Annotated in this window: 21 protein-coding genes; 9 read left to right on the top strand and 12 right to left on the bottom strand. The window is 68.0% G+C overall.

Annotated elements, in window-relative coordinates; genetic code table 11:
- The first annotated feature begins 130 nt into the window (after positions 1-130).
- The 4 genes from ACK4IU_RS02730 to lpdA all read left to right on the top strand — a co-directional run bounded on the left by ACK4IU_RS02730 (position 131) and on the right by lpdA (position 3,358).
- Entirely contained in the window at positions 131-538 is a 408-nt protein-coding gene (locus ACK4IU_RS02730; protein ID WP_409731365.1) for a hypothetical protein, read from the top strand.
- Entirely contained in the window at positions 535-1,494 is a 960-nt protein-coding gene (locus tag ACK4IU_RS02725) for a glycosyltransferase family 2 protein (protein WP_409731363.1), read from the top strand. Before ACK4IU_RS02730 ends, ACK4IU_RS02725 begins: the two co-directional genes overlap by 4 nt.
- Complete coding sequence (locus ACK4IU_RS02720) at positions 1,491-1,886, top strand: MAPEG family protein (protein ID WP_149587824.1); 396 nt, start codon at positions 1,491-1,493, stop codon at positions 1,884-1,886. The genes ACK4IU_RS02725 and ACK4IU_RS02720 overlap by 4 nt, the downstream gene beginning before the upstream one ends.
- Before the next feature lie 83 nt (positions 1,887-1,969).
- Positions 1,970-3,358, top strand: a complete 1,389-nt coding sequence (gene lpdA, locus ACK4IU_RS02715; protein WP_409731359.1) for a dihydrolipoyl dehydrogenase — start codon at positions 1,970-1,972, stop codon at positions 3,356-3,358.
- A 295-nt stretch (positions 3,359-3,653) separates the two neighbouring features.
- Here the strand turns inward: lpdA and hemE are convergent, their stop codons facing one another.
- Positions 3,654-4,682, bottom strand: a complete 1,029-nt coding sequence (hemE, locus tag ACK4IU_RS02710) for a uroporphyrinogen decarboxylase (RefSeq protein ID WP_409731356.1) — start codon at positions 4,680-4,682, stop codon at positions 3,654-3,656.
- Positions 4,683-4,775: 93 nt separating this feature from the next.
- Here hemE and hemC point away from each other — a divergent pair, with 93 nt between their 5' ends.
- Both hemC and ACK4IU_RS02700 read left to right on the top strand, forming a co-directional pair.
- Positions 4,776-5,714, top strand: coding sequence for a hydroxymethylbilane synthase (gene hemC / locus ACK4IU_RS02705; RefSeq protein ID WP_409731354.1), 939 nt, complete (start codon positions 4,776-4,778; stop codon positions 5,712-5,714).
- A 187-nt stretch (positions 5,715-5,901) separates the two neighbouring features.
- A complete protein-coding gene (locus ACK4IU_RS02700) occupies positions 5,902-6,762 on the top strand; it encodes a class I SAM-dependent methyltransferase (RefSeq protein ID WP_409731352.1) in 861 nt (286 codons plus the stop codon).
- Between the two features lie 141 nt (positions 6,763-6,903).
- Here ACK4IU_RS02700 and ACK4IU_RS02695 read toward each other — a convergent pair whose 3' ends face one another.
- The 6 genes from ACK4IU_RS02695 to argB all read right to left on the bottom strand — a co-directional run bounded on the left by ACK4IU_RS02695 (position 6,904) and on the right by argB (position 12,205).
- Positions 6,904-8,427: a cryptochrome/photolyase family protein gene (locus ACK4IU_RS02695; protein ID WP_409731350.1), complete on the bottom strand. Its 1,524-nt coding sequence runs from the start codon at positions 8,425-8,427 to the stop codon at positions 6,904-6,906.
- Positions 8,421-9,083: an SDR family NAD(P)-dependent oxidoreductase gene (locus tag ACK4IU_RS02690; RefSeq protein ID WP_409731348.1), complete on the bottom strand. Its 663-nt coding sequence runs from the start codon at positions 9,081-9,083 to the stop codon at positions 8,421-8,423. The genes ACK4IU_RS02695 and ACK4IU_RS02690 overlap by 7 nt, the downstream gene beginning before the upstream one ends.
- Positions 9,084-9,230: 147 nt before the next feature.
- On the bottom strand, positions 9,231-9,734 hold the full coding sequence (locus tag ACK4IU_RS02685) for a SixA phosphatase family protein (RefSeq protein WP_409731346.1): 504 nt from the start codon (positions 9,732-9,734) through the stop codon (positions 9,231-9,233).
- Positions 9,731-10,390, bottom strand: a complete 660-nt coding sequence (locus ACK4IU_RS02680; RefSeq protein WP_409731344.1) for a ferredoxin — start codon at positions 10,388-10,390, stop codon at positions 9,731-9,733. The genes ACK4IU_RS02685 and ACK4IU_RS02680 overlap by 4 nt, the downstream gene beginning before the upstream one ends.
- On the bottom strand, positions 10,357-11,151 hold the full coding sequence (locus tag ACK4IU_RS02675; RefSeq protein WP_409731342.1) for a sterol desaturase family protein: 795 nt from the start codon (positions 11,149-11,151) through the stop codon (positions 10,357-10,359). Before ACK4IU_RS02675 ends, ACK4IU_RS02680 begins: the two co-directional genes overlap by 34 nt.
- Before the next feature lie 154 nt (positions 11,152-11,305).
- Positions 11,306-12,205, bottom strand: a complete 900-nt coding sequence (gene argB / locus ACK4IU_RS02670) for an acetylglutamate kinase (protein ID WP_409731340.1) — start codon at positions 12,203-12,205, stop codon at positions 11,306-11,308.
- Between the two features lie 104 nt (positions 12,206-12,309).
- On the opposite strand from argB, the gene ACK4IU_RS02665 reads away from it, so the two are divergent.
- From ACK4IU_RS02665 to ACK4IU_RS02655, 3 genes are all read left to right on the top strand, one after another.
- Positions 12,310-13,041 (top strand): SDR family NAD(P)-dependent oxidoreductase, encoded by a 732-nt coding sequence (locus ACK4IU_RS02665; protein WP_409731338.1) that lies wholly within the window; start codon positions 12,310-12,312, stop codon positions 13,039-13,041.
- Positions 13,042-13,172: 131 nt separating this feature from the next.
- Positions 13,173-14,036, top strand: coding sequence for a tRNA 2-thiocytidine(32) synthetase TtcA (gene ttcA, locus ACK4IU_RS02660; protein ID WP_409731336.1), 864 nt, complete (start codon positions 13,173-13,175; stop codon positions 14,034-14,036).
- 76 nt (positions 14,037-14,112) lie between these two features.
- Positions 14,113-15,600 (top strand): EAL domain-containing protein, encoded by a 1,488-nt coding sequence (locus ACK4IU_RS02655; RefSeq protein WP_409731334.1) that lies wholly within the window; start codon positions 14,113-14,115, stop codon positions 15,598-15,600.
- A gap of 95 nt (positions 15,601-15,695) precedes the next feature.
- Here ACK4IU_RS02655 and ACK4IU_RS02650 read toward each other — a convergent pair whose 3' ends face one another.
- From ACK4IU_RS02650 to bhcA, 5 genes are all read right to left on the bottom strand, one after another.
- The gene (locus ACK4IU_RS02650) at positions 15,696-15,944 is read right to left on the bottom strand and encodes a DUF167 domain-containing protein (protein WP_409731332.1); all 249 of its coding nucleotides are present in this window, start codon (positions 15,942-15,944) and stop codon (positions 15,696-15,698) included.
- Positions 15,945-16,169: 225 nt separating this feature from the next.
- Entirely contained in the window at positions 16,170-17,129 is a 960-nt protein-coding gene (gene bhcD, locus ACK4IU_RS02645) for an iminosuccinate reductase BhcD (protein ID WP_409731330.1), read from the bottom strand.
- 94 nt (positions 17,130-17,223) lie between these two features.
- Positions 17,224-18,387, bottom strand: coding sequence for a 3-hydroxy-D-aspartate aldolase BhcC (bhcC, locus tag ACK4IU_RS02640; protein ID WP_409731328.1), 1,164 nt, complete (start codon positions 18,385-18,387; stop codon positions 17,224-17,226).
- Between the two features lie 5 nt (positions 18,388-18,392).
- Positions 18,393-19,355 carry a beta-hydroxyaspartate dehydratase BhcB gene (bhcB, locus tag ACK4IU_RS02635; RefSeq protein WP_409731445.1) on the bottom strand — a complete coding sequence of 321 codons (963 nt, stop codon included), beginning with the start codon at positions 19,353-19,355 and terminating at the stop codon, positions 18,393-18,395.
- Between the two features lie 81 nt (positions 19,356-19,436).
- Positions 19,437-20,627, bottom strand: a complete 1,191-nt coding sequence (bhcA, locus tag ACK4IU_RS02630; protein WP_409731326.1) for an L-aspartate--glyoxylate aminotransferase BhcA — start codon at positions 20,625-20,627, stop codon at positions 19,437-19,439.
- Positions 20,628-20,708 lie beyond the last annotated feature (81 nt).

Raw genomic sequence — 20,708 nt, 5'->3', positions numbered from 1 at the left:
GCCCCCCCCCCCCCCCCCCCCCTCCGCCACCCCCAACCGGCCTCCCAACCCCGAAACCCATATGCCCCACCCCACCCCCACGCCCCGGCCCAAAGCGCCGCCCCTCCCCCACCGTGGGGAGGGGATGGGGGTGGGGGGCCTCGCGCTGGCGCTCGCCATCACTCTGACGACCCAAGCCGCCGCCCAGGTCATCCCCACCGGCACGCCCGCCGCCGACATCCTCCTCAGCCAGGCCATCACCGAACAGCGCGTCTTCCTGACCTGCTCCGCCCCCGACCCCGCCCTCCACGCCCGGATCGCCGACAGCTGGCAGCGCGACGTGACCGACGCCACCGCCATACTGACCGCCAACAAGGTCCCGCCCGAGGCCATCGCCGCCTTCACCAGCGCCGCCGCGCCCGCCGCCCTGATGCCCGGAGCCGAAACCCCCTGGGCCGCGGTCAAGGGCCTCTGCGACACCCATCCTGACTGGCAGACCCGCCTCGCGCAGTTCGATTTCACCCTCCTCGGCCAAAGGCTCCCGCAGGTCTTCCCATGACCCCGGCCCCCGTCGCGCTGATGACCTGCATGCGGAACGAGGGGATCCACCTCCTCGAATGGCTGGCCTATCACCGCGTGACCGGCTTCGGCCCGATCGTCGTCTGCACCAACGATTGCGAGGACGGCTCCGACCGCCTGCTCGACCTCCTCGCGCGGCACGGCGCGGTGGACCACCTGCCGAACCCCGTCCCCCCCGGCGCTTCGCCGCAGGACGCGGGCATCCGCCGCGCGCACCGGCACCTGGAGGACAGCCCCGCGCTCTGGCTCGGCCATCTCGACAGCGACGAGTTCCTGAACCTCGCTCCCGGCGCCACGCCGGTCGCCGACCTCGCCGCCCGCGCCGGCGCGGCGCATGCCGTGGCCCTGCCCTGGCGGTTCTTCGGCGACAACGGCCATGCGACCTGGCCGCGCGAGACGCTGCGCGCCTTCACCGCCTGCGAAACAGCCCCCCACCCGGCCACCGTGAAGTTCAAGTCGCTCTACCGCTTCCGAGACTTCGGCCATGCCTCCGAACACCAGCCCTGCGACCCCCGCATCCCCGCCCCCGTCGCGGTCAATGCGGCAGGCGAGGCGCTGGCCCCCGACACGCTCCTCGGCCCGCCCCGCGCGCGCTATCACCCGGCCGACCTTGCCCTCAAGGGCGGCGCGCAGGTGAACCACTACGCGACCCGCTCGACCGACGTGCTCCTCTTGAAGAACGGCCGCGGCCTCGGCACCGGCGAAGGCCATGCCAAGTACCGCCTGAACGGTACCTGGCACCGCCAGGCCAACCGCAACGATTGCCAGGACCGCTCGATCCTCCGCCGTTGGCCCGAGGTCGAAGCCGAACTCGCCCGCCTCCGCGCCTTGCCCGGCATGGGCGAGGCCGAAGCCGACTGCCGCGCGTGGTTTTACGACCGCGCCGCCGCGCTCACCCCCGACCGCATCCGCGAGCTCACGAAAGGCGCCGCATGACCCCCGAACTGACCGCCCTCGCGCTGGCCGGCCTCCTGCAGGCCGTGCAGTTTCACCTCTTCGCCATCCCCGCGAACCTGGAACTCGGCACCGGCTACACCTCCGGCCCCCGCGACACCCCGCCGCCCCGGCCGCTCTCTCCGCTCACCGGCCGGCTGCAACGCGCGATGAACAACCATTTCGAGGGGCTGATCCTCTTCACCCTTGCCGTCGTCGTCGTGACCCTCGGCAACCAGTCCACCCCGCTCACGCAATACGCCGCCTGGACCTACCTCGCGGCGCGCGTCCTCTACATCCCGGCCTATGCAGCAGGCTGGCGCCCTTGGCGCTCGGCCATCTGGGCGGTAGGCTTCTTCGCAACCCTGACGATGATCGTGGCCGCCCTCGTCTGACCCTTTCATCTGTCCCCAAATATCCCACGGGGGTCCGGGGGTGTGAAACCCCCGGCTCCGACCGAACCCAAAGGACCCGACCCATGGCAGATTTCGACACCATCATCATCGGCGCCGGCCCCGGCGGCTATGTCGCCGCGATCCGCGCCGCGCAGCTTGGCCAGAAGGTCGCCTGCGTCGAGGGGCGCGACACGCTCGGCGGCACCTGCCTGAACGTGGGCTGCATCCCCTCGAAGGCGCTTCTGCATGCCACCCACCTCCTGCACGAGACGCACGAGAACTTCGAGAAGATGGGCCTCATGGGCACCGCCCCCACCGTCGATTGGGCGAAGATGCAGGCCTACAAGGCCGATGTCGTCGCCGGCAACACCAAGGGGATCGAGTTCCTGTTCAAGAAGAACAAGGTCACCTGGCTGAAGGGCTGGGGCACCATCCCCGCCCCCGGCCAGGTCAAGGTCGGCGACGAGGTCCACAGCGCGAAGAACATCGTCATCGCCACCGGGTCCGAGGCCTCCTCCCTCCCCGGCGTCGAGGTGGACGAGAAAACCGTCGTCACCTCGACCGGCGCCCTGACGCTGGCCAGGCCACCGAAGTCGATGGTCGTCATCGGCGCGGGCGTCATCGGCCTTGAAATGGGCTCGGTCTATGCCCGGCTCGGCACCCAGGTCACCGTGGTCGAATACCTCGACGCCATCACCCCCGGCATGGATGCCGAGGTCGCCAAGACCTTCCAGCGCATCCTGACGAAACAGGGCCTGAAATTCGTGCTCGGCGCCGCGGTGCAATCCGTGACGAAAACCGCCGGCGGCGCGACCGTTGCTTACAAGCTGCGGAAGAACGACAGCGAGGCCAGCCTCGACGCCGAGATCGTCCTCGTCGCCACCGGCCGCAAACCCTACACCGCCGGCCTCGGCCTCGAGGCCCTCGGTGTCGAAATGGGCCCCCGCGGAACGATCAGGACCGACGCGCACTGGCAGACCAACATCCCGGGTCTCTATGCCATCGGCGACTGCATCGCGGGCCCCATGCTCGCCCACAAGGCAGAGGACGAAGGCATGGCGGTGGCCGAGGTCCTGGCGGGCAAGCACGGCCATGTGAACTACGGCGTCATCCCCGGCGTGATCTACACCACGCCCGAGGTCGCCTCGGTCGGCCAGACCGAGGAACAGCTGAAAGCCGAAGGCCGCGCCTACAAGGTCGGCAAGTTCCCCTTCATGGGCAATGCCCGCGCTAAGGCCGTGTTCCAGGCCGAAGGCTTCGTGAAGCTGATCGCGGATGCCGCCACCGACCGGATCCTCGGCTGCCACATCATCGGTCCCGCCGCGGGCGACCTGATCCACGAGGTCTGCGTGGCGATGGAATTCGGCGCCTCGGCGCAGGACCTCGCGCTCACCTGCCACGCGCACCCCACCTGGTCCGAGGCCGTGCGCGAGGCCGCGCTCGCCTGCGGCGACGGCGCGATCCACGCCTGACCGACCCGCTCGTCGTTCGACTGCGTCTCCTCCTCGCCAACCCGCGAGGAGGCCCACCGCGGCACGGCCGGCAGCCCCGCGCGCGACGTGCCGTCGCGTCCCGGGTCGCACGGCATCTTGTCCCGCCGGCCCGGCCCATGGGCACGACGGCGGCCGGCGCCGGCGTTGCAGCAGCCTCAGCTGTCCTGCCACTGCCCGTGGCGGCTAATGCCGCGCAACGGGGGCACCGGATGGTTCTGCCGCCCTGCAACGCCCGCAGGCCGGACGTGTCGTTTCCCGGACGGCACGCGGCCGGTCAGCCGCCCCGCACCGTGTCGATCATCAACTGCACATTGTCGGGATTCGCGTCCGGCGTGATCCCGTGGCCCAGGTTGAAGATATGCGGCCCCTTCGAGAAGGCGCGCACCACATGCCGCGTTGCCGCCACCAGAGCCTGCCCGCCCGTCACCATGTGCTCGGGCGCAAGGTTCCCCTGCACGCAACCGTCGATCTGCACATTGGCCGCCGCCCATTCCGGGCTGACCGAGTTGTCGATCGCCACGCAATCCGCGCCCGTCCGATGCGCAAAGCCGATATAGCCCTGCCCCGCCTCGCGCGGGAAGGCGATGACCGGGATTCCCGGGTGCCGTGCCTTCAAGGCCGCGATGATCCGCGCCACAGGTGCCTCGGCGAAGTCCCGGAAGTCCTGACCCTTCAGCGAACCGGCCCAGCTGTCGAACAGCTTGACCACCTCGGCCCCCGCGTCGATCTGGGCAGAGAGATACTCCACCGTCGCCTCCGCGATCCGGTCGATCAGCGCCTGGAATGTCGCCCGATCCTCGGCCTTCAGCTTGTGTGCCGCGTCCTGATCCTTCGAGCCCTTCCCCGCGATCATGTAGGTAGCCACCGTCCAGGGCGCGCCTGCGAACCCGATCAGCGTCGTCTCCTTCGGCAACTCGCGCGCCAGGATCCGCACCGTCTCGTAGACCGGGGCCAGGGTCTCGTGGATCGCCTCGACGGGCTTCAGGTTCGCCACCTGACCCGGGGTGTCCGTCGTCTCCATCCGCGGGCCTTCGCCCGTCTCGAACCACAGCTTCGGGCCCAGCGCCTGCGGCAGCAGAAGGATGTCGGCAAACAGGATCGCGGCGTCGAACCCGAAGCGGCGGATCGGCTGCAAGGTGACTTCGGCGGCCAGCTCCGGCGTATAGCAGAGCGACAGGAAATCTCCCGCCTTCGCCCGCGTCTCGCGGTATTCCGGCAGGTAGCGGCCCGCCTGGCGCATCATCCAGATCGGCGGGGTCGGCAGCACCTCGCCTTTCAGCGCGCGCAGGATCGTCTTGGTCATGGGAAGTCCTTTCCGTGTCGGACCATGCGTCCGCTGCCCCGCCCGGCTTGTCAAGAGTTGTAAGCCTGGCCTGACAGGGTTAAGCCTTGGCGCATGAGCGATGATCTGCCCACCCCCGCGCGTCCCCTCAAGATCGGCACCCGAGGCTCGCCCCTCGCCCTCTGGCAGGCGCACGAGACGCGCCGCAGCCTGATGGCCGCCTTCGCGCTGCCCGAGGATGCCTTCGAGATCGTGGTCATCAAGGTCACCGGCGACCAGATCCAGGACAAGGCCCTGCGCGAGATCGGCGGCAAGGGCCTTTTCACCCGCGAGATCGAGGAGGCGCTGCTCGACGGCTCCATCGACATCGCCGTCCATTCGATGAAGGACATGCCCACGGTGCAGCCCGAGGGCCTGATCCTCGACTGCTACCTCCCCCGCGCCGACGTGCGCGATGCCTTCGTCTCCCCCCGATACGCCTCGATCGCGGACCTGCCCCAGGGCGCGACCGTCGGCTCCTCCTCTCTCCGCCGCCGCGCACAACTCGCGCTGCGCCGCCCCGACCTGCAGCTCGTGGAATTCCGCGGCAACGTGCAGACCCGGATGCGCAAGCTCGACGAGGGCGTGGCCGATGCCACATTCCTTGCCATGGCTGGCCTCACCCGCCTCGGGATGACCGAGGTCGCCCGCTCTGCCATAGCACCCGAGGAGATGCTGCCCGCCGTCGCCCAGGGCGCGATCGGGGTCGAACGCCGCCTTGCCGATGCCCGCACCGCCGCGCTGCTGTCCCACATCCACGACACGGAAACCGGCCTGCGCCTCGCGGCCGAACGCGCCTTCCTCGCCCGGCTCGACGGATCCTGCGAAACCCCCATCGCGGGCCTGGCGGTGATCGAGGGCGACAGCCTCTGGCTGCGCGGCGAGATCTTGCGCCCCGACGGCAGCGCTGCCGTGGCCGGCGATCATCGCGGCCCCGTCGCCTCCGGCCCCGAGATCGGCCGCGCCCTCGCCGAGGATCTGCTTGGCCGTGCCGGGCCGGGCTTCTTCGCCTGAACCGGCCTGCCCCGTCCGACCTCGGCCTGCCTTGCCACCTTCCCCCCCGCGCGCGCGACACTTGATCGGCCGGGAAAGTCAAGCAATCCTTCTCCGGGTCTCTGCATCGCTTGCGGGCTGGGAAAGGCCCCTGCTGGTGCGCATTCCGGGGCCGGGGCGTTGAGGACATTGGTAAGGGGTCGGCAGGATGGATGAACACGGCACGAAGGTCAGCCCGGCGCCGGTTGCCGAGCGAAGCGCCCAGAGCTCGCGGTTCCTGGCGCGGCCAGAAATCCATTCGGAATGGGAAAGCGCCTATCTCAACCCCGGGCTCGATGCACTCTACAATGCGATCTTCGCCCGCATCCACCGCTCGATGGTCGGGCAACCGGAACCGGTCGTTCTCGATGCCGGCTGCGGCTACTGCCACCACTCGCTGCGCCTCGCCCGGCTCGGGGCCCGCATCACCGGGCTCGATTTCTCTCCCGCCGCGCTCACGGCTGCCGCGGGCTATGTCAAGGCGTCAGGGGCGGAGGACCGCATCACGCTTTACCAGGGAAGCATCCTCGACCTTCCCTTCGCCTATGGCGCCTTCGACAACGTCCTGTGCTGGGGCGTGCTCATGCATATCCCCGACCTCGAAACCGCCGTGTCCGAACTCTGCCGCGTGGTCGCCCCGGGCGGCCGCCTGATCATCGGCGAGAACAGCCGTGCCTCGCTTGACTGCCGGTATTTCGAACCCGCGTTGCGGGTCGTGAAGCGGCTGCTTGGCCGACGAGTGCCCGAACGCCGCGAGACCCGCTACGGCATCGAGGAATGGAAGGCCGCCGAGGAAGGGGGCCTCATGGTCCGAAAGACCGCCATAGGCGCCTTCGTCTCGCTTTGCAACTCCCGGGGTCTGCGGCTGGTGGATCGGTTCGGCGGCCAGTTCACCGAAACGCATGCGCATGTCCGCGTGAAACCGCTGGTGCGGCGCATCCAGAAGTTCAACGAAGGCCGGTTTGCCACCCAGAAGGGGCTTGAGGCCTTTCTCGGCAACGTGCTCGTGTTCGAACGACCTGCGGACTGACCCCGGCGACGTCAGCTGACGCCGGTTGCCTCCGGCTTCCCACGGTGGCGCGCCGCGTTCGCCGTCTCGGCGACGGATGCCGAGGTCGGTCCGGTCGCCCTGTCCCCGGAGCCTGACCCCAGAGCTTGTGCCCGGACAGTCTCAGACCACCTCACCCCGGTCCAGCCGCGCCAGCACCGCCTCGGCGCCCGCCAGCACCGCCTGTCGGTGGCTCTCCTTCATCGCCTCCCAGACCCGATACATCTGCGCCATCCTGGGATTGCCCCGGAATCGCTGCCGATGCCGGTCGAGGAAATGCCAGTAGAGCAGATTGAACGGACAGGCCCGTTCGCCCGCCTTTTCTTTCACCCGGTACCGGCACCCCCCGCAGTAATCCGACATCCGGTCGATATAGGCCCCGGACGAGACATAGGGCTTCGACCCCAGAAGCCCCCCGTCCGCGAACTGGCTCATCCCCAAGGTGTTCGGCGCCTCCACCCATTCGAAGGCATCGACATAGACCGACAGGTACCACTCATGCACCTCGCCCGGCGCGACCCCGGCCAGGAGCGCGAAATTCCCCGTCACCATCAGCCGCTGGATGTGGTGCGCATAGGCCAGATCCCGCGTCTGCCCGACGGCGGCCTTCATGCAGGCCATCCCCGTCTCGCCGCCCCAATAGACCGCCGGCAGCGCGCGGGAATGGCCCAGGGCGTTGCCCTCCAGATACCCCGGCCCCTTCAGCACCCAGATCCCCCGCACATATTCCCGCCAGCCGATCACCTGCCGGATGAACCCCTCCGCCGCCGCAATCGGCACACGGCCCCCCTTCCAGGCCGCCTCGACCGCCCGGCACACCTCCATCGGCCCCAGAAGCCCGATGTTGAGGTAAGGCGAGATCACCGCATGGCTCAGGAACGCCTCCCCCTCCAGCATCGCATCCTGCTCCTCGCCGAACCGGGGCAACCGCTCCGCCACGAACTCGGCCAGGGCCGCCAGGGCCCCCGCCCGATCCGTCGCCCAGCGAAACGGCCGCAGCCGCCCGAAATGGGCAAACCGCGCCTCCACCAGGCCCAGCACCTCCTCCACCACCGCATCCGGCGCGAAATCCCGGGGCCGCGGCCGCAAAAGGTCCATCTTCGCCGGCTTCCGGTTGTCGTGGTCGAAATTCCACTGGCCCCCGGCCGGCTGGTCCCCCTCCATCAGCAGGCCCGTCTTCCGTCGCATGTCGCGGTAGAACCACTCCATCCGCAGCTGCTTGCGGCCCTCGGCCCAGGCCGCGAACTCCGCCTCGGAACACAGGAACCGGTCGTCCTCCAGCACCGTCACCGGCAGCGGCAGGTCCCCCAGATCCCGCAACACCCGCCACTCCCCCGGCTTCGTCGCCAGCACCTCCGATGCGCCAAACTCTGCCGTTCTGCGCAACAGTTCACCAGAAATGGTTTGACTGTTTCCAGGATCATCAAGCCGCGAATAGGCGACCCGCCACCCCTCGCGCTCCAAACCCGCCGCGAACTTCCGCATCGCCGCCAGGATCAGCGCGATCTTCTGCGGATGGTGCGGGACGCTCGTCCCCTCCCCCATCACCTCCGCCATCACCACCACGTCGCGGCCCTTGTCCGCGGCCTTCAGCGCCGCCACCGAAGGCGTCAGCTGATCCCCCAGCACGAGGACCAGCCTCACCACGGCACGACCTCGCCCTTCCAGTCGTAGAACCCGCCAGAGGCGTCCGGCCCAAGCCCCTCCAGCACCCTAAGCAGGTTCCCCGCCGCCACATCCGCCGGAACTGAGGGATGCCCGGCCCGCAAGGCCGGTGCCAGCCCGGTTTCTACCGTCCCCGGATGCAGGGCCACGAAGACCGACAACGGATGCGTCCGCTTCGCCTCCACTGCCGCCGTCCGCACCAGCTGGTTCAGCGCCGCCTTCGCCGCGCGATAGCCGTACCAGCCGCCCAGCTGGTTGTCGCCGATCGACCCCACCCGCGCCGACAGAACCGCGAGCCGGGCAACGCGGTCCCTCGGCAGCAGCCGCAGCGCATGCTTCATCACCAGCGCAGGCCCGATGGCATTGACCGCGAACTGCGCCACCAGCCCCTCTCCCGTCACGGCCCGCAGGGTTTTCTCCGGCCCGACGCCGCCGATGACCAGCGCCCCGGTCGCAACCACCACCAGATCGAACCCCGGCTCCAGCGCACCCAGCGCCGCAGCCACCGAAGCCTCCTCCGTCACCTCCACTCCTTCGCCCGACCGCGACAGCGCCGTGACCTCCGCCCCCCGCGCCCGCAGCGTCGCCACCAGCGCCCCGCCGATCCCGCCCGACGCCCCCACGACCAAAGCCCGCATGTTTGCCTCCGTAACCCGCATGCAAACATAGCGCCCGGTCTTCACCCGACCATGGCTTGCCCTTTTCCCAAATACTCCCGCCGGAGGCCCGCCGTCGCGGGGGCCTCGATGGCCCCCGCGACGGCCCCCTCGCCCAGGGTCAGGCGCTCAGACCACGATCTCGCGCGGGACGACGAAATCCACCACGACGCCAGTGCCGAAGGCGACCTTGCCCCAGTCCTCTACGTCGAAATCGGCGACCAGCGTCGCCCCGGTGGGATAGCGGTGGAACTCCGGGTTCGCGGGCGGATGCGCGACGAGACGCGCGGCGAACTCGGCGATGCCGGGATTGTGGCCGATCATCATCACCACGTCCGACCTGGCATGGCGAAGGACGGCCATCATCACGTCCGGCCCGGCATGGTACAGCGCGGGCTTCAGCTCCAGCACCGGCGTGCCGGGCAGGGCGGGGGCAATGCCGGAAAATGTCTTGCGGGTGCGAAGCGAGTCGGAACACAAGACCTCGCCCGGCACATAGTCGCGGCTGGCCAGCCATTGCCCCAGATCCGCCGCCGCCGCCTTGCCGCGCTCGTTCAGCGGGCGGTCGTGGTCGGGGGTCATCGGATCGTCCCACGACGATTTCGCGTGCCGCGTCAGGATCAACCGCTTCATCGGTGGAACTGCCCCATGTGATAGGCCGACTGTTCCGGCAGTCTTGCATAGCTTTGCGACACCGGGCAAGCGCGGCGCACGAGGCAGCCGCCCGCCATGCATTCCGCCCCCTCGGCCCGATCGAGCCAGGCATGACAGGCCGGCACGTCACAGCCTCCCGCCCCCAGTGCGCCGGCAGCACAGGCGGCAAGACAGGGCGCCGCGCACCCCTCGCAGGGCTTCGTCCCGGCGGGCGGCAGCTCCACCGCCTCGCGCAGGGCCAGCGCCCCCCGAAAGCTGACCATCAGCCCCTGCCCGGCATGGACCAGAAGCCGCACCGGGCTGTCCCAGACCCGCCCCGTCCGCAAGGCCCAGCGGTAGAACGGATGCCAGGGCGGCCCGCCGAAGGGAAACAGCGCCTTGGCCCCCAGGTCGCAGGCGATCCGCCCGATCACCCGCCGCGACCAGCGGTCCACCGGATCGGGCCCGCCCCATTCCGGCTGCGCCGTCAGATGCGCCCAGAACCCCGGCTCCCTCGGCCCCAGCAGGAGAAGCGTCCGCGTCCCCGCCGGAAAGCCTTCCTCTTCCGGCCCGACGGCAAAGCCGCCCAGGATCTCCAGCCGCTCGGCCTCGAGCCGCGCGGTCAGCGCCGGAAGAAGGGCAGCGCCAGAAGCCACCCCAACCGCGCCGGTCTGTCGTCCTGCCATTGCAGCCCCACCGTCATCCCGTCATGTCCCGCCTTCGGTTCTGGCACATAGGTGCGGAAAATCCGGTCCCAAAGCGACAGGCAGAAGCTGTAATTGCTGTCATGCTCTGCCCGGTGCACCGAATGATGCACCCGGTGCATGTCGGGCGTCACCACGACCAGCCGCAGCACCCGGTCCACCGGCGCCGGCAGCGCCAGGTTGGAATGGCTGAACAGCGCCGTGGCGCTGAGCAGGATCTCGAAGACCAGCACCGCCAGCGCCGCAGGCCCCAGCAGATAGACCAGCCCGATCTTAAGACCCATCGAGGCCAGGATCTCCACCGGGTGAAAGCGGAAACCCGTGGTCACGTCCATGTCGCGGTCGGCATGGTGGACCCGGTGGAACCGCCAGAACAGCGGCACCTTGTGCGTCACCAGGTGCTGCGCCCAGATCGCGAGGTCGAGTACAAGGACAGCCAGGACCAGCTCGACCCATGCGGGCCAGTCCAGCCTGTTGAAGAGGCCCCAGCCCTGCGCCTCGGCATCCAGCGCCGCCCCGATCGCCAGAAGCGGCAGGGCGATGGCCAGCCCCCGCAACGCAAGCGTGTTCAAGACCGTCAGACCCAGGTTCGTCGGCCAGCGCCGGCTGCGGTCAAGGCTGCGGACGCGGCGCGGCACCCAGGCCTCCAGCGCCGCCATCAGCGCCAGGACGCCCAGAAAGATCCCCCCGCGCCAGAGCAGCTCCTGCTCCATTGTCCCTCCCAGGACCCGATTCGCGCGGCTAGGTTAACAGGGCAAGCCGGGACGGGCAGCGCGACGCGATGCCCGACGGATGCCAGACGGAAAGCCGACGCGAAGCAGATGGAAGATTTTCAGCCAATTCAGCGGGTTAACTCACCGCGCGCCCTCAGCGCCGGACATGCGGCTTCACCCGCGGCTCGGTCGAACGGATCTGGCTTCCCGCGCCATGGTCGGTGAACAGTTCCAGCAGGCAGGCATTCGGCACCTTGCCGTCGAGGATCGTCACCGCCCGCGTCCCCTGTTCGATGGCCATGAGCGCTGTCTCGGTCTTGGGGATCATGCCGCCCGAGATCACGCCGTCCGCGATCATCTGGCGGATCTCCTCGGGCGTGATCTGGGTCATCACCTCGCCGGCGGCATTCTTCACCCCCGGCACGTCGGTCAGCAGGAGCAGCCGGTCCGCCTTCAGCGCCCCGGCGATGGCGCCCGCCGCGGTGTCGCCGTTGACGTTGAAGGTCTCGTTGTCCTTCATCCCCGTCGCCACCGGCGCCACGACCGGGATGATCCCGGCGTTGTACAGGTCGCGCAGCACCTGCACGTTCATCTCGACCGGGCGGCCGACGAAGCCCAGTTCCGGATCGTCGGCCTCGCAGACCATCAGGTCGTCGTCCTTGCCGGAAATCCCCACCGCGCGGCCGCCGGCATCCATGATCGCCTGCACGATCCGCTTGTTGACAAGGCCCGACAGGATCATCTCCACGACCTGCACCGTGGCCTTGTCCGTCACCCGCTTGCCGCGCACGAACTCGGATTTTATCCCAAGCTTCTCAAGCATTTCGTTGATCATCGGCCCGCCGCCATGCACGACCACCGGATGCACGCCCACCTGCTTCATCAGCACGATGTCGCGGGCGAACTCGGCCATCGCCGCGTCGTCGCCCATGGCGTTGCCGCCGAACTTCACCACCACCACCGCACCCTCGAACCGCTGGAGATAGGGCAGCGCCTCGGACAGCATCTTCGCGGTGGCCTTGGCGTTCTCGGCGGTCAGGGTCTGCTGCTTCATCTGGGCCTCCATGCTTTCGCGCCGCATAAGCCTTTTATGCACCCCTGCCAAGCCTTGCGTTCCCCATCGGCAAGCGTAGCTTGTGGCACCAAAGGAGGCCGCAGATGTCCGACCAGAAGACCCTTGTCCTTACCGGCGCAAGCCGCGGGATCGGCCATGCCACCGTCAAGCGGTTTTCGGCCGAAGGCTGGCGCGTCCTGACCTGCTCGCGCCAGCCCTTCGACCCGCGCTGCCCCTGGCCGGGGGGCGAGGCGAACCATATCGAGATCGACCTCGCCGATCCCAACAAGACCATCGCCGCCATCGAGACGATCAGGGCCAAGGTCGGCGGCAAGGTCCATGCCCTTGTGAACAATGCCGGAATCAGCCCCAAGGGGCCCGGAGGCGCGCGGCTCAACACGCTCGACACCGACCTTCGGACCTGGGGCCATGTCTTCCACGTCAACTTCTTCGCCAGCGTGATCCTCGCCCGCGGGCTTAAGGACGAACTGACCGCCGCCAAGGGCAGCATCGTCAACGTCACCTCCATTGCCGGCTCCCGCGTTCATCCCTTCGCCGGGGCCGCATATGCTACGTCCAAGGCCGCACTGGCCGCCCTGACGCGCGAAATGGCCCATGATTTCGGCCCCCTGGGCGTGCGGGTGAACGCCATTGCGCCGGGCGAGGTGGAGACAGCAATCCTGTCGCCCGGCACCGAGAAGATCGTCGAGAAGTTGCCGCTGCAGCGGCTTGGCCAGCCGAAGGAGGTGGCAGACGTGATCTGGTTCCTCTGCTCGGATCAGGCCAGCTACATATCCGGCGCCGAGATCGAGGTGAACGGCGCGCAACACGTCTGAACGGCGGCTCATCGCTTCCTTCGGTCGCTCTTCGCAAGGCAACCGGCGAAGAGCGACCGGAGGAAGCGATGAGCGGGTCTTTGCACCCCGGGCACCGCTCTGGCATAAGGGCGCATCCCGAAAGGTCTGCCATGCTCGACGACACCGACGACATCCACCCGCTGTTCAACGGCGCCCCGAAAAGCCTGGAGTTCCGCAAGCTGCGCAAGCGCCTGGTGCAACAGGTGCGCGAGGCCATCGAGACCTACGGCATGGCCCGCGCGGGCGACCGCTGGCTCGTGTGCCTGTCTGGCGGCAAGGACAGCTACACGCTGCTCGCCATCCTGCACGAGCTGAAATGGCGCGGGCTGCTGCCGGTGGACCTCCTCGCCTGCAACCTCGACCAGGGCCAGCCCGGTTTTCCGGCCACCGTCCTGCCCGAATTCCTTACCCGGATGGGCGTGCCGCACCGGATCGAATATCAGGACACCTATTCGGTGGTGATCGACAAGATCAAGCCCGGCGGGACGATGTGTTCGCTCTGCTCGCGGCTGCGGCGCGGCAACCTTTACCGCATCGCGCGGGAAGAGGGCTGTTCGACCGTCGTCCTCGGCCACCACCGCGACGACATCCTGGAAACCTTCTTCATGAACCTGTTCCATGGCGGCCGCCTTGCCTCCATGCCCCCCCGCCTCCTGAACGAGGACGGCGACCTATACGTCGCCCGCCCGCTCGCCTTCGTCGCGGAGGAAGATTGCGACAGGTTCGCTGCGGCGATGGGCTATCCGATCATCCCGTGCGACCTCTGCGGCAGCCAGGAAGGGTTGCAGCGCGCACAGGTGAAGAAATTGCTCGACGACTGGGAAACCAGGACGCCAGGCCGCCGTCAGATCATGTTCCGGGCCTTGATGAACGTGCGTCCCTCGCATCTGGCCGACCCCGGCCTGTTCGATTTCGCCGCCCTGGCCGCCTCTGCCGATCCGGAAAATTCGACGCAACTTCCGGGGCAGCGTTAAGGAACTCATCATGAACATCCGCCTAGCCTGACCTCGATCCGCGGGCATCGTGCCCGCCTGAACGGGGGCGATTGGCATGTACTTGGCACCGCTGCGGCCGGCGATTCAGACCTGGCAGGTCCTTGCACTGTCGCCCCTCCTGGCGCTGGCCGTGTTCTGGCTGGGCGGCGAAGCTGGGCTGGCCACGATGGCGGCCCTGTGTCCCCTGGCCATGCTGGCGGTCCGGCGTCCGATGCCGCCCGGCTCGTCCGCATCCGTGTCCGACCAGGTGATCGCCCGGCTGGATGCGACGCTTGCGGAGATTGCCGTCCGTGGCGGTGCGACCGGCTGTCTGGTGATCCAGTTCGACGATGCGGCGCATCTCCGCGACCGGCTCGGACGCAGCCGGCAAAGCGAGGTCCTCGCCACGTCCGTTGCGCGCCTGCGCGGGGCGCTCCGCCCGGGCGACCTGCTCTACACACTCGAGGACGGCAGTCTTGCGGTGGCGCTTTCGGCCTCTCCGCGGCTGGACGTCGAGATCATGGTGCGCATCGCCGCCCGCATGCAACTGGTGGTCCAGCAGCCGGTCATGCTCACGTCCGGACCGGTGCAGGTCATCTGTTCGATCGGCTTCTGTCACTCGGCACAACTGACGCAGCCCAGCGGGCGGGCGCTACTGGACGCGGCCCAGGTCGCCGGGGACGAGGCTGCGATGTGCACCCCGGGCGCGATTCGCGGCTTCACGGCCGAGATGGCCCGCGCGCGGTCCGACCGTGACGCCTTGCGCGCCGGGTTTTCGGCCGCAGTCGACCGGGGCGAAGTGCGCGCCTGGTTCCAGCCGCAGATCTCGACCGACAGCGGTGACGTCACCGGGGTCGAGGCGCTGGTACGCTGGGAGCATCCGGACCGTGGCTGTCTTGCGCCCGCGGCATTTCTTCCCGCAATCGAAGGCTCCGACCTGATGGAGCTTCTGGGCCAGACCATGCTGACGCAGTCACTTGCCATGCTGGCCGACTTCGACCGGCGGGGATTGCGCATCCCCGCGGTGGCGGTCAACTTTTCGCAGCAGGAACTGCGCGATCCGCAGTTGCCCGACCGACTGGCGTGGATGCTGGACAGTTTCGGCCTGTCGCCGTCACGGCTGACGGTCGAGGTCCTCGAATCCGTGGTTTCGGGCGATGGCGAGGATGTCGTCGCCGCGAATATCGGCAGGATCGCTGCAATGGGGTGCGCCGTGGATCTTGACGATTTCGGAACGGGCCATGCCTCGATCACCGCAATCCGCCGCTTTGCGCTGAACCGGCTGAAGATCGATCGCAGCTTCGTCAAGGAGGTCGATCAGAACCGTGACCAGCAGAATCTGGTGACCGCGATACTGTCGCTGGCCGAGCGTCTGGGCCTGGAAACCCTTGCCGAAGGTGTCGAGACCCCGGCAGAACATGCGCTTCTGGCACAGCTGGGCTGCGGCCATGTGCAGGGCTTTGTCATCGCCCGACCGATGCCCGCCGAGGACCTGGCCACCTGGCTGGTGTCCTATCGTGAAAGACAGGCCCACACGCTGCGCATCGGCGTCGGAGCACGATAGGCAGGGGAAAGGTCGTGCATGCCCGGGCGGCTTCAGAGCCGAAAGAAAGCGCGCTATCCTGAATCCACCGGGCCCGGCCACTGCCGCGCCGCGGCTCAGTCCAGCCGGAACAGCTTTTCCCGGCTTGTGGCTCCCCGGACCAGTTTCAGTCTTGATTTGGCAACACCCAGGGCCTGTGCCAGAGAGACACGCGCCGCTTCGGTTGCCCGACCGTCCTCGGGCGGCTCACTCACCTTTATAGCGATACGGTCGCCAACGCGCTCAACCCCAGGGCAGCGCGCGTTCGGCGTGACGCGAACGGGGAAAATCGCGCCATCTCGGGCAAGATCGGACAGGTCGTTCATGACACCAGCGTTGCACAAGCCTTTCGCGCGGCACAAGGCCGCTGTCTGGCTTGCGGCAACGGGATATCAGATCCCGGCAGGTTTTCCGGTATCGGGCCGCCGGGTACCGGTCAGACAGACTGAAGGCGGACCGCGCTGCATCGTTGATCCCGGAAATGCCAGCGCGAAAGGTCGGATCGCAGATGCAGGGCGATGGCAGGCCCGCGGCAGGTCGGGTCCGGGCCCTTAGACGCCGACCTCGACTCCAAGCCCCCGTTCACGCGCGCGATCCACAGCCACCGCCGCGACCGCAAGATCCTGAAGACCCACCCCGGTGCCGTCGAAAAGGGTGATCTCGCTTGCAGACCGCCGCCCGGCATGCGAGCCGATCAGGACATCGCCCAGAGGGGTGATGGAAGCGGCATCGACCAGCCCAGCGGTGACCGCATGCTGCGCCTCGCCGATCGTGACCGACTGCAGGACCTCGTCGGTGAACAGCGACGCTCCGGCAAGCAGCGCCGGTTCGACCTCCTGCTTGCCCCGGGTGTCGGTCCCCATGCAGGACAGGTGCGTCCCGGGGCTGACATGGGCCGCCATCAGGCTTGCGGCCGGCGAAGACGTTATAGTGATCACCACATCCGCCTCGCGCATCCGCTCCAGCGGGACCGCTTCGAACGGCAACCCGAGTTCGGCAGCCACCGCTCCCAGCCGGGGCAGCATCTCGGGATGGTGGTTCCAGGCGATCACCCGCCGGAACCGGCGCACCCGGGCCGCCGCACGCAATTGGAACCCCGCCTGATGTCCGGCACCGACCATGCCGAGCACCTCGGCCTCCGGTCGCGCCAGTCGGTCGATGGCCAGCGCCGAGGCCGCGGCCGTTCGAAGAGCCGTCAGTAGATTTCCACCCACCATGGCCAGCGGCCGCCCTGTATCGGGGTCGAACAGGAACACCGAGGACTGGTGATTGATCAGTCCCTTTTCGGCATTGCCGGGGAAGTAGCCCCCTGCCTTGACGCCGAGCTGACCCGCCGCACGGTCAAGGCCGGATTTGAACCCGTACTGCCGCCCTTCTCCCAGCGCCTCACGCACGACCGGAAAGTTGTAGGCATGCCCGCGTGCCATGGCGGCGAAGCAGGCTTCGACGGCGCGAAACGCATCCTCGGGCGAGACAAGCGAGGCGATCAATGCCTCGGGTATGATCAGCATGACGGCCTTTCCAGGGACTTCGGACCCTGACTTGCTCATTTCCAAAATACTCCCGCCGGAGGCATGCAACCGGCGGGCATGGCACCCCGCAGGGTCAGTAGGCCTTGCCGCGGGCCGAGACCGGCCAGACGCTTTCGACCTTGCCCCCCCGCACGCCGACATACCAGTCGTGGACATTGCAGGTCGGGTCGCAATGGCCGGGGACAAGTTTCAGCTTGTCGCCAACCTTCAGCACCCCCTGCGGATCGTCGATCACCCCATGCTCGTCGCTGCACTTGACATATTTCACGTCGTCGCGCCCGAAGATCACCGGCAAGCCGGAGTCCACCGACTGAGCCTTCAGACCCGCATCGCAGATCGCCTTGTCGGCCTTCACATGGCTCATCACCGAGGTCAGGATGAACAGCGCGTTCTCCCATTCGCCACGGTCGATGCGGTTGCCGTCCTTGTCGAGGATCCGGCCGTAGTCGGCATCCATGAAGGCATAGGAACCACACTGAAGCTCGTTGTAGACCCCGGAATTGCTTTCGAAATAGTAGGACCCGGTGCCTCCGCCCGAGACGAATGCGGGCTTCAGGCCGGCAGCCTCCAACGCCTCGACGCATCCCTTCACCTGAGCGATGGCGGCGTCGAGCTTTGCCTTGCGGTCCTCATACTTGTCCATGTGCTGCATCGCGCCCTGGTAGGCCTGGATCCCGGTGAACTTGAGCCCCGGCGCCGCCGCGACGGCCTTGGCGATCGCCACCACCTCCTCGGGCGTCTTCACCCCGCAGCGGCCCGCGCCGCAGTCGATTTCGACGAAGACCTCGATCTGGGTGCCATGGCGGACCGCCGCTGCCGAAAGGTCGGCCACGTTCGCCACGTCGTCCACGCAGACGATGGTCCGCGCACCCAGCTTCGGCAGCCGCGCAAGGCGATCGATCTTGGCCGGATCACGCACCTGGTTCGACACCAGCACGTCCTTGATCCCGCCGCGCGCGAAGACCTCGGCCTCCGAAACCTTCTGGCAGCAGACCCCCACCGCGCCGCCCAGCCGCTCCTGCAGCTTGGCCACGTCCACCGACTTGTGCATCTTGCCATGCACCCGATGCCGCATCCCGTGCGCCTTCGCATAGTCGCCCATCTTGACGATGTTGCGCTCCAGCGCGTCGAGGTCGAGGATCAGGCAGGGCGTCTGAATGTCGGCCTCATCCATCCCCGGCAGGGCCGGGATGTCATAGCCCACCTCAAGCCCTTGAAAATCCGTGTGCTTGTTCATGGTTCTCAGCCTTTCATCCAGGGAAGTCTGTCCAGATCGACGTTGCCGCCGGTGATGATGATGCCCACACGCTTGCCCCGGAAGGCCGCGCGGTTCTTCAGGACCACGGCCAGGGGCACCGCGCTCGAGGGTTCCATCACCACGCGCAGGTGCTTCCAGGTCAGCTTCATCGCGTCGATGATCTCCTGCTCCGAAGCGGTGTAGATCTCGCTGACATGGGTCTGCACGAAATGCCAGGTCAGGTCTTTCAGCGGCACCAGAAGCCCGTCGGCGATGGTCTTCGGCGCGTCGTCGGCGATGATGTGCCCGGCCTTGAAGCTGCGATAGGCGTCGTCGGCCTGTTCCGGCTCGGCCGCGACCACCTTCGTCTCGGGCGCGAGGGTCGCCAGCGTCAGGCAGGTGCCGGAAATCATCCCGCCCCCTCCGATCGGCGCCACCACCATGTCGAGGCCGCCGGTCTGCTCCATGAACTCGCGTGAGCAGGTGCCCTGGCCCGCGATCACGCGGGGGTCGTTGTAGGGGTGGACGAAGTCGCCGCCCGTCCGGGCCTGGACCTCGGCAAAGGTCGCCTCGCGGGACGAGGTCGAGGGCTCGCATTCGGTGATGACCCCGCCATAGCGGCGCACGGTGTCCTTCTTGGCCTGCGGCGCGGTGCGCGGCATGACGACGTTGCAGGGGATGCCGCGCAGCATGGCCGCATAGGACAGGCACGAGGCATGGTTGCCGCTGGAATGGGTCGCGACGCCTTTCCTCGCCTGCTCTTCCGAAAGGCCGAAGACCGCGTTCGTCGCCCCGCGCACCTTGAAGGCGCCGGGCTCCTGGAAGTTCTCGCATTTGAAGAACAGTTCGCAGCCGGCCAGTTCGTTCAGATAGTCCGAGGTCCGCACCGGGGTCTGACGGATATGCGGCCGGATCCGGTCATGCGCGGCAAGCATGTCGTCGTAGGTGGGGACCATCAGTCCGTTCATGTCCTTCATTTTCCTGCCCTTTCCGTTGGGGCCCAAAATCCTTCGAAGGATTTTGCAAATCTTTCCGAAAAGATTCGCGCTTCACTCCGCCGCCATCGCCAGCGCGGGAACCGTCCCGCGATAGTACTCCTGCGCCGCGGCCACGCCGCTGCCCAGTTCGACCTTCCAGCCAAGATCGGCCATGCACATCTCGGCCACGCAAAGGCCCGACAGCACCATCGCGTCGGTCAGCATCCCCAAATGGCCGATGCGGAACACCTTGCCCGCAACCTCGCCCAGCCCTACGCCGAAGGCCATGCCGTATTTCGACGCCGCCAGCTGCACCAGCGCCGTCCCGTCGCAGCCCGCCGGCACCTTCACTGCCGTCACCGTGTCGGAATACAGCTCGGGCGAGGCCGCGAAGGGCGTCATTCCCCAGGCCAGGACCGCGCGGCGCACGCCCTCGGCCAGGCGGTGGTGGCGGGCATAGACGTTCTCCAGCCCTTCCGCCTCGAGCAGGTCGATGGAATGGGCCAGCCCCGCGATCAGGCCGACAGCCGGGGTATAGGGATAGCCGCCCTTTGCATAAGAGGTCAGCATGTCCTTGAAATCGAAGAAGGTTCGCGGCAGCCGCGCCGTCTCCATCGCCGCCATGGCCTTGGGACTGACCCCAAGGATCGCCAGTCCCGCCGGCAGCATGAAGCCCTTCTGGCTGCCCGCCACGGAGATATCGATGCCCCAGCCGGCAAAGTCGAAGGGCATCGACGCGATGGACGACACCCCGTCCACGAACAGAAGCGCAGGGTGCCCCGCCGCATCCAGCGCGGCCCGGATGCCCGCGATGTCGGACTTCACCCCGGTCGCGGTCTCGTTGTGCGTGGCCAGCACCGCCTTGATGTGATGCCCCTTGTCGGCCCGCAGCGCCTTCTCGATGGCCGCCAGCGGCGCGCCCTGCCCCCAGGGGGTCTCGATGATCTCGACGTCCAGCTTGTGGCGCTGGCAGAGGTCGATCCAGCGGTGGCTGAACATGCCGAAGCGGGCCGCCAGCACCGTATCGCCGGGCGACAGCGTGTTTGTGATCGCCGCCTCCCAGCCGCCCGTGCCGGTGGAGGGGATGAGAATGACCTCGCCCCGATCCATCCGCAAAACCCGCCGCACCCCCTCCACCGCCGGCTTGAACAGTCGCGCGAAGGCCGGCGAGCGGTGGTCCAGGGTGCCCATGTCGCAGGCCTTGCGCACCGAGTCGGGGATGTTGGTCGGGCCGGGGATGAAAACCGGGTTCTGCATGGACATCGGGCAACTCCCTGAAAGATCGCCCACAAATGCTACGCCCTGCGACCAATCCGCACAATTTTTTCGAAAAGATTTTTCACT

The organism is Tabrizicola flagellatus, assembly GCF_046295235.1.
In the GTDB taxonomy this organism is placed as follows: domain Bacteria; phylum Pseudomonadota; class Alphaproteobacteria; order Rhodobacterales; family Rhodobacteraceae; genus Tabrizicola; species Tabrizicola flagellata_A.
The sequence above is the reverse complement of the archived record's forward strand: the minus strand, read 5'-3'. Positions and strand labels throughout refer to the sequence as shown.